Here is a 17,213-nt window from a genome sequence, read left to right on the forward strand (position 1 = left end):
ATGACTAAAACTGCTCAATCGGTATGGGAAAACTGTTTGTCCTTTATAAAAGACAATATTCAAGATCAAGCCTATAAAACTTGGTTCGAACCAATCAAATCAGTTGAGCTAACCGACAACGCGTTATATATTCAAGTACCAAGTAAATTTTTCTACGAATGGCTGGAAGAACATTACGTAAAATTATTGAAAGTTGCGCTTACCAAAGAACTGGGAAAAAACGCAAAGTTACTCTATAAAATTAAGATGGAAAACACTTATGGTAATAAACAACCGTTTACCGAACAGTTACCAAGTGCCAATAGAGTGCCAATGAAACCGCAAGAGGTTGATGCTCCGTTTAAAAACTTAAATCCTGAACTTAAAAACCCGTTTGTAATTCCCGGAATTAGAAATTTAAAAATTGAGTCGCAGTTAAATGCCAACTACAGTTTTGATAATTTCCTTGAAGGAGATTCAAACCGTTTGGCCCGTTCTGCAGGTATGGCTGTTGCCAATAAGCCTGGAGGAACTTCCTTTAATCCGTTATTGATTTTCGGTGGAGTTGGTTTAGGAAAAACACACTTGGCGCACGCTATTGGTGTTGAAGTAAAAGATAAATATCCTGAAAAGACGGTTTTATATATTTCTGCCGAAATTTTCACACAACAATATATTGATTCGGTTAAAAAGAATAATCGTAATGATTTCATTCACTTTTACCAATTAATCGACGTTTTGATTATTGATGATGTTCAGTTTTTATCTGGAAAATCAGGAACTCAGGACGTGTTTTTCCACATTTTCAACTATTTGCATCAAAACGGAAAACAGGTAATTTTGACTTCGGACAAAGCGCCTGTTGACATGCAGGATATTGAGCAACGTTTGTTGTCTCGTTTTAAATGGGGATTATCTGCTGAGTTACACCAGCCGGATTACGAAACGCGTATTTCGATTTTAAAAAACATTCTTTACCGCGATGGTGTTGAAATGCCGGAAGATATTATTGAATATGTTGCACGGAATATAAAAACCAATGTTCGTGAACTTGAAGGTGCTATTATTTCGTTAATCGCACAATCTTCTTTCAATAAAAAAGAAGTTACCATTGAGCTGGCGAAAAGCGTTGTTGAGAAATTTGTTAAAAACGTAAAGAGAGAAATCTCTATCGATTATATTCAAAAAATTGTGTCTGATTATTTTCAGTTGGATATTGAAACCCTTCAATCTAAAACCAGAAAAAGACACGTGGTTCAGGCGAGACAATTGGCAATGTTTTTTGCAAAGAAATTTACAAAAGCATCTTTGGCAAACATTGGCTCACAAATTGGAGATCGCGATCATGCTACCGTATTACACGCTTGTAAAACTGTTGACAATTTAGTTTCTACAGACAAACAGTTCAAGAAATTTGTCGAAGATATCAACAAAAAATTAACGCTATAAACGCGCATCATGCCAGTAAAAATTTTAATGGTTTGTTTGGGAAATATATGCAGATCACCTTTAGCTGAAGGTATTTTAGCATCAAAACTACCAAAAGAAAATTTTATAGTTGATTCAGCCGGAACCGGTTCCTGGCATGTAGGTCATTCGCCGGACAAACGTTCTATTGCTGTTGCACAAAAAAATGGATTATGCATCGATGGTCAAAAAGGAAGACAATTTCAAGCTTCTGATTTTGACGAATTCGATTATATATATGTTATGGACAACTCTAATTACAGAGATGTTCTTCATCTTGCCAAAACGCCGGAACATAAAAACAAAGTTCAGCTTATTCTGAATGAATTATTTCCTGACGAAAATGTAGATGTACCGGATCCTTACTTTGGTGTTTCTAACGGATTTGATAATGTATATCAAATGTTAGATGAAGTAACGGAAATCATTGCAAAAAAACTCATCGAAAAGCATTCTTAAACTTATCTATTTTCAATTATTCACTCCGTAATAATTGACAAATATGTCATTTTAATCTATAAAATAAATCACATGAAACTTCCAGGAAAACTATATCTAATTCCAACCACTATGGGCGAAAGCGATCCTATGGATGTTTTACCTCAAACCGTAAGAAGAAGTATTGAACTTATAGATTATTATATTGTTGAGAATGATAAAACTGCCAGAAAATCTATAAAAGCGGTTTACCCGGAAAAAAAACAATCAGAACTTGTTCTTTTTACTTTAAATAAACGTACCGAACCGAGCGAACATTTAGACTTTATAAAACCTTTATTAGAAGGAAAAAACATGGGTCTAATGAGCGAAGCCGGATGCCCGGGAGTTGCTGATCCTGGTGCTGTAATTGTAAAACTGGCGCATGAAAAAGGAATTCAGGTTGTGCCTTTGGTTGGCCCTTCTTCTATTCTACTGGCAATGATGGCTTCCGGAATGAACGGTCAGAGTTTTACTTTTAATGGTTATTTGCCAATTGATAAAGACGAAAAAAAATCGGCATTGAAACATTTTGAGAAATTATCTCAGGATAAAAATCAATCGCAAATTTTTATAGAAACGCCTTATAGAAACAATAAATTAGTCGAAGATATTCTGCAGATTTTAAATCCTGCAACGCATATTTGTATTGCAACTGATATTACGCTGCCAACAGAATTCATCAAGACATTGCGTGTTTCTGACTGGAAAAAATTAAAAGTTGATTTGCATAATCGACCAACGATTTTTATTATACATAAAATGTAATTGTAAAAATTACCTTATATTGTACTCACAAGTTTTCCCTAATCAAACTTTTTCATGAGTAAACTTCCGCACATAACTACCAGCATTTTTACAGTGATGTCTAAAATGGCAACTGAATATAATGCGATAAATCTTTCTCAGGGATTTCCTAATTTTCCTGTCGATGAAAGACTGACAGATATTATAGCAAAACTTGCCAAGGAAAATGTGCATCAATATACACCAATGTCCGGTTATCCGCCATTGTTGAACCAGATTTCAAAATTAGTTCAGAGTTCGTATAACAGAACAATTGATCCTGAAACTGAAATTTTGGTAACCGCAGGCGCAACTCAGGGAATTTTTACTTCTATTTTGGCTTTAGTCAAAACTAATGATGAAGTTGTTATTTTAGATCCGACTTATGATTCGTATGAATCTCCGGTTTTACTTTGCAGCGCAAAACCTGTTCGTGTTGCTCTAAATGATGATTATACGCCAAATTGGGAAACAATCGAAAAAGCGTGTTCGGCAAAAACAAAAATGATTATCATTAATAATCCACATAATCCAACAGGGAAAATTTTAACTGAAAATGATTTTTTGGAACTGGAAAAACTCCTTTCAAAATATCCTGATATATTGGTTTTATCTGATGAAGTTTATGAATACATTACTTTTGAAGAAAAACATATTTCGGCACATACCAAAAATTTCCTTTTAGATCGCTGTATCATGGTTTCTTCTTTTGGAAAATCATTTCATATTACCGGATGGAAAATTGGTTATACTGTAGCTCCGGAACATTTAATGAGAGAAATTAAAAAAGTACATCAATTTTTGGTTTTTAGCGTAAATAGTATTTCCCAAGTTGCCATAAGTCAATACCTTAATATTGTCGATGTTAATTTACTGGGGAAATTCTATCAGGAAAAACGTGATTATTTTCAGGAGTTACTTAAAAACAGCCGTTTTGAATTAAAACCTTGCGAGGGAACTTATTTTCAGGTTGCCTCTTATGCTACTATTTCAAATGAAGATGATGTTACTTTTTGCAAAAAATTAATCACAGATCATGGCGTTGCCGCAATTCCGATTTCTACCTTTTATTCTGACCATAAAGATCAAAAATTAATTCGTTTTTGCTTTGCCAAAGATGACTTCACCTTAGAATCTGCTGCAAAAAAAATATGTGAAATATAAAGTTTATCAAAATTTTATAACATTATTATGCGTGCATCCTATTTTATTTAATTAATATTGTAAAAAAAGAAAAGTATGAGTTATACAGATAAAATGTTACGTGACGATGCTTTAAAGGGCAAAGTTATAGTGGTTACAGGCGGTGGAAGCGGTTTGGGAAAAGCAATGACTAAATATTTTTTAGAATTAGGAGCTCAGGTAGCGATTACTTCAAGAGATTTAGAAAAGCTGAAAAATACGGCTACAGAACTTGAAACTGAAACCGGAGGAAAATGTTTGCCGCTTCAGTGTGATGTTCGTCATTATGAAGAAGTGGAGAACATGCTTCAGGAAGTTTTAAAGGCTTTCGGAAAAGTAGATGTTCTTTTAAACAACGCTGCCGGGAATTTTATTTCTCCAACAGAACGTTTGTCTGCAAATGCATTTGATACTGTTATAGATATCGTACTTAAGGGTTCTAAAAACTGTACGCTGGCTTTTGGAAAATACTGGATTGACACTAAACAAACTTCTGCTACGATTTTGAATATTGTGACGACTTATGCCTGGACAGGATCTGCGTATGTTGTTCCAAGTGCTACTGCAAAAGCAGGAGTTTTGGCTATGACGAGAAGTCTTGCTGTAGAATGGGCAAAATACGGAATTCGTTCTAATGCAATTGCTCCGGGGCCATTCCCTACAAAAGGTGCATGGGACAGATTATTACCGGGTGATCTTGCTGAAAAGTTTGATATGGCCAAAAAAGTGCCTTTAAAACGTGTAGGTGATCACCAGGAATTGGCCAATTTAGCAGCTTATTTAGTTTCTGATTTTTCAGCTTATGTAAATGGTGATGTTATTACGATTGATGGTGGTGAATGGCTTAAAGGTGCAGGACAATTTAATTTGCTGGAAGCTATTCCGGAAGAACTTTGGGATCAGCTTGAAATGATGATTAAAGCAAAAAAGAATAAATAAATACAAGTGCTTACTAAATTCAGAATATTTTATCAAAACTATACTGATTGCACGAAAATCCCGATGGCTTAGCTGTCGGGATTTTTTATGTTTTTTAGTATATAAGTAATATAAGTTCAATGAAGTAATAAATTGTTTAAATATCTGTTTGCTTAAATTTACTTATATCACTTATATGGTTTAAATACATAATATATTTACTCAATCCACATAAATTATTATTTTTGCCGAACAAAATATATAACATCAATTTTATGCTCATTATTGGAATTGCAGGAGGAACAGGAAGTGGAAAAACAACAGTTGTACACCAAATTATGAATGAATTACCGGATACGGAAGTAGGTGTAATTTCACAGGATTCATATTATAAAGAAACCCATAATTTATCGTTTGACGAAAGAGCATTAATCAATTTTGACCACCCGCGCGCAATTGATTTTGAATTGCTGGTAAAACATTTGAAAGCATTAAAAGAAGGAGAAACTATCGATCAGCCAGTTTATTCTTTTATCCAGCACAACAGAACTGATGATACGGTATCGACTCATCCAAGAAAAGTAATGATTGTTGAAGGAATTTTAATTTTGACAAATCCGGAACTTCGCGAGCTTTTTGACGTGAAAGTGTTTGTTCATGCAGATTCTGACGAAAGGTTAATTCGCCGTTTAAAGCGTGATATTTCGGAAAGAGGACGTGATATCGATGAAGTTTTAACACGTTATCAAAACACGCTAAAACCTATGCATGAGCAATTTATAGAACCATCTAAAGCTTTTGCAGATATTATTATCCCAAATGACAAATACAATACCGTTGCAATTGATGTAGTTCGTGCTGTAATTAATCAACGAATTTCATAATTTTTATTGTAAATTTATTCCATAAAAATTAGGAGCTATTCCCGCTCTTGCCTTTATCTTTTTATGTCCGCCGAGGCAGGACATAAAAAGGATATCGGCTCCATCGGGGCTAAAAATAAAAACAAAAATGAAAAATCCGTATAAAGACAAATCATGGTTTAAATTTCTTGGCAATAAATATGTCTGGGTTTTACTGTTTTTTGTGGTATGGATGCTTTTTTTAGACAATTACTCCTATTTTGATCATCGCTTTTTAGACAATCAAATTAATGAACTTGAGGATAATAAAACTTATTATCAGGAGGAAATTAAAAAAGATCAGGAACAAATCAAACAATTAAAAAATCCTGAACAAATAGAGAAATATGCCCGCGAGAAGTATTTCATGAAAAAAGACAGCGAGGATATTTACATCATTCATTTTGAAGGAGACACTATTAAAGATAAAGAATAATCAGAAAAAAACATTAAATGGCTACTACTCTTTTCGACGATTTTAATCCGATTTCATCCAAACAATGGAAACAAAAAATTCAGTTTGAATTAGATGGAGCTGATTATAACGAAACTGTAATTTGGAATTCTCCCGAAGATATTCAGGTAAAACCATTTTATCACAGAGATGAATTTTCTAAAGCAGCGAATGTAAAAACAAAAGCAAGCGAATTCAAAATTTGCCAAAACATTTTTGTTTATGACGTCGAAAAATCAATTCAAAGAGCTATAAACACTATCGAAAGAGGTGCAGAAAGTTTACGTTTTACTATTGAAGACGAAAAAATTGACATTCAAAAATTATTAGAAAATCTTCCTTTAGAAAACAGAATCGTTTACTTTAATTTGAAATTTATTTCAATCGATTTCGTAAATAAATTAGATAGTATTTCTATCCAAAAAAAGGCAACTTTTTATTGCAATTTAGATCCGATTGGTCATTTTGCAAGAGAAGGAAATTGGTTTACTACATCTGACAAAAATAATTTTGAAACGATAGAAAAAATATCAAAAGCAACTACAAATCTTTCTTTATTAAGTGTAGACTTAAGTTTATATCAAAATGCCGGTGCTAATATTACACAGCAAATTGCGTATAGTCTGGCTCATGCCAATGAATATTTAAATCGATTTTCAGCTATTTCAAAGCCTATTGTTTTTCAGGTTGCTGTAGGAACGAATTATTTCTTTGAGATTGCAAAACTTCGGGCTTTGCGAATGCTTTTCAAATTAATTGCTGCTGAATATAATCCAAATTTAGATTGTCACATATTAGCTACTCCAACGAGACGAAACAAAACAATTTACGATTATAATGTAAATATGCTTCGTACTACAACAGAATGCATGTCGGCTATTTTAGGCGGAGCCGATGCGGTTGCTAACTTGCCTTACGATGCATTATACCATAAAGACAACGAATTTGGAGATCGAATTGCCCGAAACCAATTATTGGTTTTAAAACACGAAAGTTATTTTGATAAAGTAAATAATCCTGCTGACGGAAGTTATTATATCGAAAGCCTAACAATGCAGCTGGCCGAAAAAAGTCTGGCTTTGTTTAAAGATATTGAAGCAAATGGCGGTTTTCTTAAACTTTTGAATGATGGAACTATCAAAAAGAAAATTCAGGAAAGTGCAGCTAAAGAACAGGAATTATTTGATTCTAAAAAGGAAGTTTTGTTAGGCACTAATAAATATCCAAATAAAGAAGACAAAATGAAACAAGATTTAGAACTGTTTCCTTTTGTGAAAATAAAACCACGAAAAACATTAATTACGCCTATTATAGAAAAAAGATTGGCTGAAAAACTAGAGCAGGAACGTCTTGAACTAGAATAATCAATTTCAAAGTAATTAATCATACTCAAAAAGAGTTTTTCAATGATAAGAAAAGACCTTAAACATATAAAGTTAGACATTAAAAGTGAAGAGTTAAATGTACCAATATCTAATTCTAACTTCACTACAGCCGAGGGAATTGAGCTGAAAGAAACCTATTCTGAAAAAGATATTGAAGATTTAGAATTTCTAGATTTCGGCGCTGGCTTTACACCCAATCTGCGTGGACCTTATGCCACTATGTATGTAAGACGCCCGTGGACGATTCGTCAATATGCAGGATTTTCTACTGCAGAAGAAAGTAATGCTTTTTACAGAAGAAATCTAGCTGCAGGTCAAAAAGGGCTTTCTATTGCTTTTGATTTGCCAACGCATCGCGGTTACGATTCTGATCATGAAAGAGTTGTTGGAGATGTCGGGAAAGCCGGAGTTGCGATAGATTCTGTCGAAGATATGAAAGTACTTTTCGATCAGATTCCGCTTGATGAAATGTCAGTTTCAATGACAATGAATGGCGCAGTTTTGCCCATTATGGCTTTTTATATTGTGGCTGCAGAAGAACAAGGTGTTGCAATTGAAAAGTTGTCAGGAACGATTCAGAATGATATTTTGAAAGAATTTATGGTTCGAAATACGTATATATATCCGCCAACGCCTTCGATGAAGATTATTGCTGATATTTTTGAATTTACAAGCAAGAAAATGCCAAAATTCAATTCGATCTCAATTTCGGGTTACCACATGCAGGAAGCCGGAGCAACTGCGGATATTGAATTAGCGTATACTCTGGCCGATGGATTGGAATATATTCGAACAGGATTATCAACCGGAATGACAATTGACGAATTTGCCCCAAGATTGTCTTTCTTTTGGGCAATTGGGATGAATCATTTTATGGAAATTGCAAAAATGAGAGCTGGAAGAATGATTTGGGCTAAATTATTACAACAGTTTAATCCCAAAAGTGATAAATCCTTCGCCTTAAGAACTCATTGCCAGACAAGCGGATGGAGTTTAACAGAACAAGATCCGTTTAATAATGTTGCGAGAACTTGTATCGAAGCGACAGCCGCAGCTTTTGGCGGAACGCAATCTTTGCATACCAATGCTTTGGATGAAGCGATTGCATTGCCAACCGATTTTTCGGCAAGAATTGCACGTAATACACAGATCTATTTACAGGAAGAAACTAAAATTACCAAAACTGTAGATCCTTGGGCGGGCAGTTATTATGTTGAAAGTTTGACAAACGAGATCACGGAAAGTACCTGGAAATTAATTGAAGAAGTCGAAGAACTAGGCGGAATGACAAAAGCGATTGAAGCCGGAATTCCTAAACTAAGAATCGAAGAAGCAGCTGCCAGAAAACAAGCGAGAATTGACAGCGGACAGGATATTATTGTTGGTGTAAACCAATATCGATTAGAAAAAGAAGATCCTTTGCATATTTTGGATGTTGATAACCAAATGGTTCGAAAACAGCAAATAGATCGTCTTGAGGAAATAAAATCAAAAAGAGATACTGAAAAAGTAAATCAATCACTCGAAAAACTAATTCTTTGTGCTAAAACGAAAGAAGGCAACTTACTTGAAATTGCCATTGAAGCTGCCAGAAACAGGGCAACTTTAGGTGAAATCAGTGAGGCGCTTGAAAGTGTTTACGGAAGGTTTAAAGCGCAAATTAAATCCTTTAGCGGTGTGTATAGTGCAGCAATAAAAAACGATGAGAATTTTGAAAAAGCTAAGCAACTTGCTAATGCTTTTGCAAAACAAGAAGGACGCCGACCAAGAATTATGATTGCCAAAATGGGACAAGATGGCCATGATCGAGGCGCAAAAGTAGTAGCAACCGGTTATGCCGATGTTGGTTTTGATGTTGATATTGGACCGTTATTTCAAACTCCTGCTGAAGCTGCAAAACAAGCAGTTGAAAATGATGTACACATTTTAGGTGTTTCATCATTGGCTGCAGGTCATAAAACATTAGTTCCGCAAGTTATTGAGGAATTGAAAAAACATGGCCGCGAAGATATTATGGTAATTGTTGGTGGTGTAATTCCGGCACAGGATTATCAATACTTATTTGATGCCGGAGCCGTTGCTATTTTTGGTCCAGGAACTAAAATAAGTGAAGCAGCGATTAAAATTCTGGAAATATTAATTGATTAGAATCACGCATAAAAAAATCCCGAATAATTCGGGATTTTTTATTTTTTAATTCTTTAATCGTTTATGGTTGCATTGCTATCTGCTTCAATATACGAAAGATCATAACCTCCAAAAGCTTTCATGTAGCTTTTTAACGAAGTACCGTACGCATCTCTAAAATGCCTGTTTCCTTTGTTTTTAAAGAAGTTTTTTACTGATCCTGCGCCTCCAAGATGAGCTGCAGCTAAAATTCCTGATTCGGTAACTTCAACTCCGTTAACGATTTTACCTTCATACCTTTCAATTTCATTGCGCAAAATCCATTTGTTGATGGATAATAAAGCAATAAACGCTTTTTCTTGTAAAGCAGGATCTTTTAAGAAGGCTTTTTCATTTTTTACACCTATGGCTCTTAAGGCTTTAGAACCAAATTGATATTTCCCCATGTAACCAAGAGAATTTACCAGTCGGTATTTTCCCTGAGATTCCTTAAAAGCTACTGCTTCTTTAAAACCTATAAGACGTTTTCCTGTAAACGGGGTATTTAACTTGTGTAAAGTGGGATAATCATCCACTTCCTGCGATGGAAATAAGTATTCAGATCCATCTGTTTTTTCTATTAAAAACCAAGGTTTGGTTTCTAGATTAAAGGGTTTAAAACCCAAACTTAAAAATGTAATAATAACGATCAAACTCGCATAAAAATACCATTTCTTTATCATAAATTGTTTTTCTTCAAAACGCTGTCACCCTCTTGAAATTTCTACGGTGCAAAGATAAGGAATACAAAACAATGCTGATAACCAGTAATTTAACGGTTTTCGTAATTTTTCATATTCCTTCGAAACCCTTTATTGATGCAGTATTCGAGCAATTGGCAAAACATTTTTTTAGCTTTAAAAACACGAAAAAAAAATTCCAAAAAATGCCATTTTTATCAATTTTTTAGGAAATTTGTTAAAATTGAAATATTTAACCTACAATATTTAAGGCTTTTTAAGGATATTGAAAAATAAACTGATCTAATTTGAAAGGAAAATTCAGTTCTTTATGTGATCAAAAGTTTATTTATTATTAAAAAGTTAAATTCAATCTTGTGAAATTTTATTTTTCATTAAAATCGTTCAAAATTAAATATGAAAAATACGAAGTTCATAAACTGATGAATACTTTTAATTTTTCTTTTGGTTATTCTAAATTATGAAACAAAAAAACCGAAGCTAAAATGTCTTCGGTTTTTTTTAATAAATACTTATATAATTTATCTTGTCACTCCCTGACTTGCAATCCAGTCTGAGTATTTTTTTGCATTGACCTGATGCTGTTCGTATGTTGAAGCAAATTCATGATATCCAAAACGATCTACACTTGCACAAAAGTATATGTAATCATGTTTTTCAGGGTTTAAAACCGCTTCTAGAGCTGTAATATCTGGCATAGCAATTGGTCCCGGAGGAAGTCCGACATTCACGTAAGTGTTATATGGAGACTTCATTATCAAGTCATTATAAAAAACTCTTTTTATTACCTGATCAAAATCATTCGCTTTTAATTTTAACGCATAAATAACCGTTGGATCTGCTTGTAAAGGCATTGCCAAACGTAATCTGTTTAAATAAACGCCTGCAATACGAGGTCTTTCATCTTTTTTTACAGATTCTTTATGAACAATAGAAGCCAAAATTGTCGCCTGAACTGGTGTTAAACCTTGCTTTTCAGCTTTTGCAATTCTTTCCGGCGTCCAGAAGTTATGGTATTCTTTGATCATTTTATCGCGGAATTTTACTGCGGATGTATTCCAGTAAACTTCATAAGTATTCGGAATAAACATGGCGAAAACATTTTCTTCATTAAAACCGTTTTCTTTTAAGAAAGTTGAATCCTTAATGGCTTTCATTAGAGATAAACTATCTGCTTCGATTTCTGACCCCACTCTTCCTGCAAAATTTTCCAAACGCTCCTGATTGTTAAACGCTAATTTAACCGGAACATTTGAACGCATTGCGCGAACCAAATCGATATTATTCATGTCTTTTTTAAGTAAAAAACGACCCGATTTTACATTTTCAGGATAGCTTCTTTTATTGGCTACCATTTCAAAATTATCGTAATTCTTAATATAAGGCTGCAATATTTTTTTCACATCTGCATAAGTAGCATCTGTTGGAACATATACGTAAAGTTCTTTTTCTTCGAATTTAGTGTTGGCGCTAAAAATTCTGCTAATTAAAATAAATCCGTAAATTATTAAAACTGAAATTACGGCTACGGCACTTAACGTGATGATTTTTTTTATACTCAAAGCTAAAAATTTAAATTTGTTTATTGATTAACTGAAAAATTGCTTCATCTTGATAGTGGCCATTTAGCAAAATCCAATCTTTTTTAATTCCTATTTTCTCAAACCCAAATTTAGTAAAAAGAGCTATACTGGCTACATTTCCTACATTAATATTTGCATATAATTGGTGAAGATTTAAATTATGAAAAGAATATTTAATTAATAACTCTAATGCCTCAGAACCAATGTTTTGGTTTCTGTTTTCTGTATTTTGAATCACAATTCCAATTCCGGCCCTGTTATTTTTGGGATCAAATTCAAATAAATCAATCAATCCGATTGCAGGAAAATCTTCATCCTGACAAATTGCCAAACGCAATTGTTTTGCTTCATAAATATCCTGTTGCGCATTTTCCAGATACTGACGAACCAAAAAACGGCTGTAAGGTGTTTGTGTATTGCTGACTTCCCAAATGCTCTGATCGTTTTCCATTGCATACACAAACTCTAAATCATTAGGTTCTAGTGCACGAAGATAAATTGAATCGCCTTTGAGTGTGATCATTTAATTTTTGATTTTAGATTTAAGAATATAGATCTTAGAATATAGAATATAGATTTTGGAATTTTATTTTTGGCTTTTAATTCTATATTTCTATTGTTCCTTTAAAAACAAATTTTGCAGGTCCGGTTAAGAAAACATTTGAAAAGTGATCGCCCAATTTATCAAAAGAAACAACGAGTTTTCCACCTTCAACATTTAAATTGATAGACGTTTTATCCGTTTGACCAGTGGCATTCATAGCAATTGCAACTGCTGTTGCTCCGGTTCCGCAAGCCAGGGTTTCGTCTTCAACTCCTCTTTCGTAAGTACGAAGCGAGAAAGTGGAATCATCTACTTTTTTTACAAAATTTACGTTGCTTCCTTTTGCTCCGTATAATTCACCGTAGCGAATAGCTGCTCCGTTTTCTTTTACATTATAATGCTCTAAGTCATCCACAATCTGAACATGATGCGGAGAACCCGTATTTAAGAAAGTATAAGAATCTTTATTTTGAACTTCATCAACATCAATCATTTGCAAGGAAACAATGGCATCATCTCCTACTGATGCGTGATGCAAACCATCTGTAGCAATAAAAGTTGTTTTATCATCAATAACACCCAATTGATTTGCGAAGGCCACTAAACAACGCCCGCCATTACCACACATCGAACTCTGATTTCCATCAGAATTATAGTAAACCATTCTGAAATCGGTTTCAGAATCATTTTCCAATAATATAAGTCCGTCTGCGCCAATGCCAAAACGCCGGTCACATAAACGCTCAATTAATTTAGTATCTTCTTTAGGAAAAAAATCAGAACGATTGTCAACCATTACAAAATCGTTGCCTGTACCTTGATATTTATAAAATTCTATTTGCATTTTTATTCTATTAATAAGTACAAAAGTACGAACTATTAATTAATGAAATGTTAATCATTGTTAAAGAGCGTTAAACCATTTTACCAAATAATTTTTTCAATTAATTTTACGTGTAAATAACTTAAACCTATATTCTAATTATGAAAAGATTGTCGACCTTATTTTTAGTGTCATTATTGAGCGGTGCCACTACCCTTGGCGCTTACAAGTTATTATTTGAGAGCAATAATTCTTTCTTTGGAAAAGGAAATTCTGTTGTAACTCTTGCCCCCAATTCATACGGAAGAAATGTTGGATTAGCCGCAGAAACTGTTGATTTTACCGAAGCTGCAGACAGAACAATTCATACTGTGGTACACGTAAAAAATGTTTCTCGAAGAACAGTTAGTAATCCGATGATGGAATTTTTCTACGGTTACGGAGGACAACAGCAGCAGGAACAAGTAGGAACCGGTTCTGGTGTTATTATTTCTGAAGATGGTTATATCGTAACAAATAATCACGTTATTAAAGATGCGACCGAAATCGAAATTACCTTAAACAACAAAAAATCATATAAGGCAAAATTGATTGGTACAGATTCTAAAATGGATATTGCCTTATTAAAAATTGATGCGAGCGAAAAACTTCCTTATACTGCTTTTGCAAATTCTGATACTGTAAAAGTTGGTGAATGGGTTTTGGCCGTTGGAAATCCGTATAATTTAAATTCTACTGTAACTGCCGGAATCGTTTCGGCGAAAGCCAGAGATTTAAATGCAAACGGGATTCAGTCGTTTATTCAGACAGACGCTGCTGTGAATCCGGGAAATAGTGGTGGTGCATTGGTAAATACAAGAGGAGAATTAATTGGAATCAATACTATGATTTCTTCAATGACAGGATCTTACGTAGGATATTCATTTGCTGTTCCTTCTAATATTGCACGAAAAATTATTGAAGATATTATGGAATTCGGAAATGTTCAACGCGGAATTTTAGGTGTTGAAGGTGGCGAATTAAATAGTAATGCTTCAAAAGTATTAGGAATTGCCCAAACTGAAGGATTCTATATCAATAAAGTTTCTAAAAATTCCGGAGCTGAAAAAGCCGGTTTGACGAAAGCAGATATTATTGTAAAATTAGATGAGCAAAAGATTGCTTCTTTTGCTGATCTTTCCGGATATATCAATACAAAAAGACCAAATGATGTAGTTAAAGTGACTTATATTCGAGATGGAAAAACGAAAGTAGTTCCGGTAACTTTAAGTAAAAATGAGTTTTTTAGTACTGAATTTAAAGGAATTGAGTTAGAAAATATTGATGCTGTTGATAAAAAGAAATTCCACATTGATTATGGTGTGAAAATTAAAAACATCACCAATGAAAATCTGGCGCAATATCAAAATGAACTTCAGGGAAATATTATCCTGAGTATCGATAATGTAAAAGCAACAAATGTTGAAACAGTTTCGAAACTTTTAAGTAAAAAAGACGAAGGACAAAGTGTTCGAATTGAAATGATCAATAAGAACGGTGAAATATTTAGAATAATTATTTAATCACGATATTCAGTCCCAGTTTACAGTCTCAGTTTACAATCTTAAAACTGATAACTGAGACTGAAAACTTAAAACTTAAAAAGCCATCTTAAGAAATTAAGGTGGCTTTTTTATTTTTAAAAATAAATGCTAAAATAGTTTACGAAATCGATTGAAATGGATACTTTTGCGCCAAATTTTAAAATAGTGAGCATTTTATTTTTTCAATTTAATCAATTATGAGCAAAAAATCTTTGTACCAAAAAGAGGTATCATTACAAGTCGACCGAAGAAGAGCAGGTGTCGAATTAATCAAAGTCATAAGTGATTTATGGTATGACAAATCAATCGAAATGGTTTTATTTAAAAATCAATTATTGGATAAAAATGTCAGTGATATTATTAATCTGCATCAATATGCAGGTGAATTTGTAGGCAAACCAATCAGTATTTTTGATTCGGTAGAAATTGCAAAAGTTATTTTGTCATTAGATTTTCCTCCAGCAAAATTAGATTTAGGAAAATTGACATATGAATATCGCTTAGAAGATGAAAAATATCCGGATGCGAGATATTTTGTAATGGATAAATTGAAAAAAGCCAAATCATCAGAAGAAATTCAGCCAAAAGATGTTGTGTTATATGGTTTTGGGAGAATCGGACGTCTATTGGCAAGAGAATTAATGTCGAAAACCGGAAAGGGAAATCAGTTACGTTTAAGAGCAATTGTAACCAGAGACAAAAGCGATGCGGCAATTTTAGAAAAACGAGCTTCTTTACTACGATACGATTCAATTCATGGAGATTTTCAAGGATCAGTAACAGCAGATCCAAAAAATAATGCTCTAATAATCAACGGAACTACTGTTCATATTATTAGTGCAAACACGCCTGAAGAAATAGATTATACAGACTACGGAATAAATGATGCACTTGTTATTGATAATACAGGAGCATTTACCACAGAAGAAGCTTTAAAACGTCATTTAACTTCAAACGGAGTACGCAAAGTTTTATTGACAGCTCCGGGAAAAGGAGTTCCGAATATTGTTCACGGTGTTAATCATACTGAATATGATCCCGACCAAATAGATATTTTCTCGGCAGCATCATGTACTACAAATGCGATCACACCAATTTTAAAAGTTATTGAAGATAGTTTGGGAGTTGTAAAAGGTCATTTAGAAACCATTCATGCCTATACAAATGATCAAAATTTAGTTGATAACATGCACAAAAAATACCGTCGTGGCAGGGCCGCAGCTTTAAACATGGTTATTACAGAAACTGGCGCTGGAAGTGCTGTTGCAAAAGCAATACCCTCTTTGGAAGGGAAATTAACTTCAAATGCTATTAGAGTTCCAGTTCCAAATGGATCTTTGGTAGTTTTAAATTTAGAAGTCAAAAAAGCAACATCTATCGCTGCTATCAATAAAATAATGAAAAAATACGCTTTAGAAGGCGAATTGGTAGAGCAAATCAAATATTCATTAAATAATGAACTTGTTTCTTCTGATATTGTTGGTACTTCTGCTCCATCAATTTATGATAGTAACGCTACAATTGTTTCTAAAGATGGAAAAAGTATTGTGCTTTACATTTGGTATGATAATGAATACGGATATAGTCACCAAGTAATTCGTTTAGCAAAATATATTGCTAAAGTAAGACGCTTTACTTATTATTAATAAAAACCAAAACCAGCTATTTCTTTTCTTAAAAACCATCATACTTTTGATGGTTTTTTGCTTTATTTAAATAGGTAAAACGGTTGTACTTTTTACTTCAGAAATTACAAAAACAGTATTTATCAGAGAAACTTCAGGAAGAACGGAAAGTTTTTTTTGATGAAAATGATGATAACTCTCCATATCAGGAATTATAATTTTTAGCATGTAATCAAAGTTACCAGAAACATAATTGCACTCTACAACTTCAGGTAAATTGAGTATCGACTGATTAAAACCCTCCGAAGTATCATAGGTTTGTTTGGTGAGCGTAACCTGGCAATAAACCGTTAAATTATTACCTAGTTTTTTCTTATTTAAAATCGAAACATACTTTTCAATAACTCCCTCTTTTTCAAGACGTTTAACCCGATCATGAACAGGAGTTAAGGACAAATTTATTTTGTTTGCAATGTCTTTTAAAGTATAATGCGCATCTACTTGCAAAAGTCGTAAGATTTTTTTGTCAATTTCATCTAAAGCCATAACGAAAACGATTTAATTCAGGATTGAAATTCAGTCATTTTTTCTTTTTGGGGAATCAAAATAGATATCAAAAAGAAATATTTTCTGTAAAA

The 17,213-nt window shown here is 33.4% G+C and carries 16 protein-coding genes; 11 read left to right on the forward strand and 5 right to left on the reverse strand.

The features are described 5' to 3' along the window. The 9 genes from dnaA (at position 1) to scpA (ending at position 9,698) form a co-directional block, all read left to right on the forward strand. Positions 1 to 1,428 (forward strand): chromosomal replication initiator protein DnaA, encoded by a 1,428-nt coding sequence (dnaA, locus tag AC3QL1_RS00005; RefSeq protein ID WP_072973220.1) that lies wholly within the window; start codon positions 1 to 3, stop codon positions 1,426 to 1,428. A gap of 9 nt (positions 1,429 to 1,437) precedes the next feature. After that, positions 1,438 to 1,905, forward strand: a complete 468-nt coding sequence (locus tag AC3QL1_RS00010) for a low molecular weight protein-tyrosine-phosphatase (RefSeq protein ID WP_492494213.1) — start codon at positions 1,438 to 1,440, stop codon at positions 1,903 to 1,905. A 72-nt stretch (positions 1,906 to 1,977) separates the two neighbouring features. Then, complete coding sequence (locus AC3QL1_RS00015; protein WP_492494214.1) at positions 1,978 to 2,691, forward strand: SAM-dependent methyltransferase; 714 nt, start codon at positions 1,978 to 1,980, stop codon at positions 2,689 to 2,691. A 54-nt stretch (positions 2,692 to 2,745) separates the two neighbouring features. Beyond that, a complete protein-coding gene (locus AC3QL1_RS00020; protein WP_492494215.1) occupies positions 2,746 to 3,873 on the forward strand; it encodes a methionine aminotransferase in 1,128 nt (375 codons plus the stop codon). A 75-nt stretch (positions 3,874 to 3,948) separates the two neighbouring features. After that, complete coding sequence (locus AC3QL1_RS00025; protein ID WP_492494216.1) at positions 3,949 to 4,830, forward strand: SDR family oxidoreductase; 882 nt, start codon at positions 3,949 to 3,951, stop codon at positions 4,828 to 4,830. Between the two features lie 254 nt (positions 4,831 to 5,084). After that, entirely contained in the window at positions 5,085 to 5,693 is a 609-nt protein-coding gene (udk, locus tag AC3QL1_RS00030; protein WP_492497597.1) for a uridine kinase, read from the forward strand. A 127-nt stretch (positions 5,694 to 5,820) separates the two neighbouring features. After that, entirely contained in the window at positions 5,821 to 6,147 is a 327-nt protein-coding gene (locus AC3QL1_RS00035; protein ID WP_492494217.1) for an FtsB family cell division protein, read from the forward strand. A gap of 17 nt (positions 6,148 to 6,164) precedes the next feature. Next, positions 6,165 to 7,529, forward strand: coding sequence for a methylmalonyl-CoA mutase subunit beta (locus tag AC3QL1_RS00040; RefSeq protein WP_492494218.1), 1,365 nt, complete (start codon positions 6,165 to 6,167; stop codon positions 7,527 to 7,529). Positions 7,530 to 7,571: 42 nt separating this feature from the next. After that, positions 7,572 to 9,698, forward strand: coding sequence for a methylmalonyl-CoA mutase (scpA, locus tag AC3QL1_RS00045; RefSeq protein WP_492494219.1), 2,127 nt, complete (start codon positions 7,572 to 7,574; stop codon positions 9,696 to 9,698). A 53-nt stretch (positions 9,699 to 9,751) separates the two neighbouring features. On the opposite strand, the gene AC3QL1_RS00050 is transcribed toward scpA, so the two are convergent. The 4 genes from AC3QL1_RS00050 to dapF form a co-directional block, all read right to left on the reverse strand. Then, on the reverse strand, positions 9,752 to 10,399 hold the full coding sequence (locus tag AC3QL1_RS00050; RefSeq protein WP_492494220.1) for a peptidoglycan-binding protein LysM: 648 nt from the start codon (positions 10,397 to 10,399) through the stop codon (positions 9,752 to 9,754). Between the two features lie 539 nt (positions 10,400 to 10,938). After that, positions 10,939 to 11,979, reverse strand: coding sequence for an endolytic transglycosylase MltG (mltG, locus tag AC3QL1_RS00055; RefSeq protein ID WP_492494221.1), 1,041 nt, complete (start codon positions 11,977 to 11,979; stop codon positions 10,939 to 10,941). Positions 11,980 to 11,989: 10 nt separating this feature from the next. Continuing rightward, positions 11,990 to 12,523 (reverse strand): GNAT family N-acetyltransferase, encoded by a 534-nt coding sequence (locus tag AC3QL1_RS00060; RefSeq protein WP_492494222.1) that lies wholly within the window; start codon positions 12,521 to 12,523, stop codon positions 11,990 to 11,992. Between the two features lie 82 nt (positions 12,524 to 12,605). Next, positions 12,606 to 13,388, reverse strand: coding sequence for a diaminopimelate epimerase (gene dapF, locus AC3QL1_RS00065; RefSeq protein WP_492494223.1), 783 nt, complete (start codon positions 13,386 to 13,388; stop codon positions 12,606 to 12,608). Positions 13,389 to 13,528: 140 nt separating this feature from the next. On the opposite strand from dapF, the gene AC3QL1_RS00070 reads away from it, so the two are divergent. Both AC3QL1_RS00070 and AC3QL1_RS00075 read left to right on the forward strand, forming a co-directional pair. Continuing rightward, the gene (locus AC3QL1_RS00070) at positions 13,529 to 14,929 is read left to right on the forward strand and encodes a trypsin-like peptidase domain-containing protein (RefSeq protein WP_492494224.1); all 1,401 of its coding nucleotides are present in this window, start codon (positions 13,529 to 13,531) and stop codon (positions 14,927 to 14,929) included. A gap of 218 nt (positions 14,930 to 15,147) precedes the next feature. After that, positions 15,148 to 16,596 (forward strand): glyceraldehyde-3-phosphate dehydrogenase, encoded by a 1,449-nt coding sequence (locus tag AC3QL1_RS00075; RefSeq protein ID WP_492494225.1) that lies wholly within the window; start codon positions 15,148 to 15,150, stop codon positions 16,594 to 16,596. Between the two features lie 66 nt (positions 16,597 to 16,662). Here the strand turns inward: AC3QL1_RS00075 and AC3QL1_RS00080 are convergent, their stop codons facing one another. After that, on the reverse strand, positions 16,663 to 17,121 hold the full coding sequence (locus AC3QL1_RS00080; protein WP_154784369.1) for an Lrp/AsnC family transcriptional regulator: 459 nt from the start codon (positions 17,119 to 17,121) through the stop codon (positions 16,663 to 16,665). Positions 17,122 to 17,213: the final 92 nt, after the last annotated feature.

The sequence above is a fragment of the Flavobacterium sp. GW823-FHT04A11 genome, from assembly GCF_058796535.1.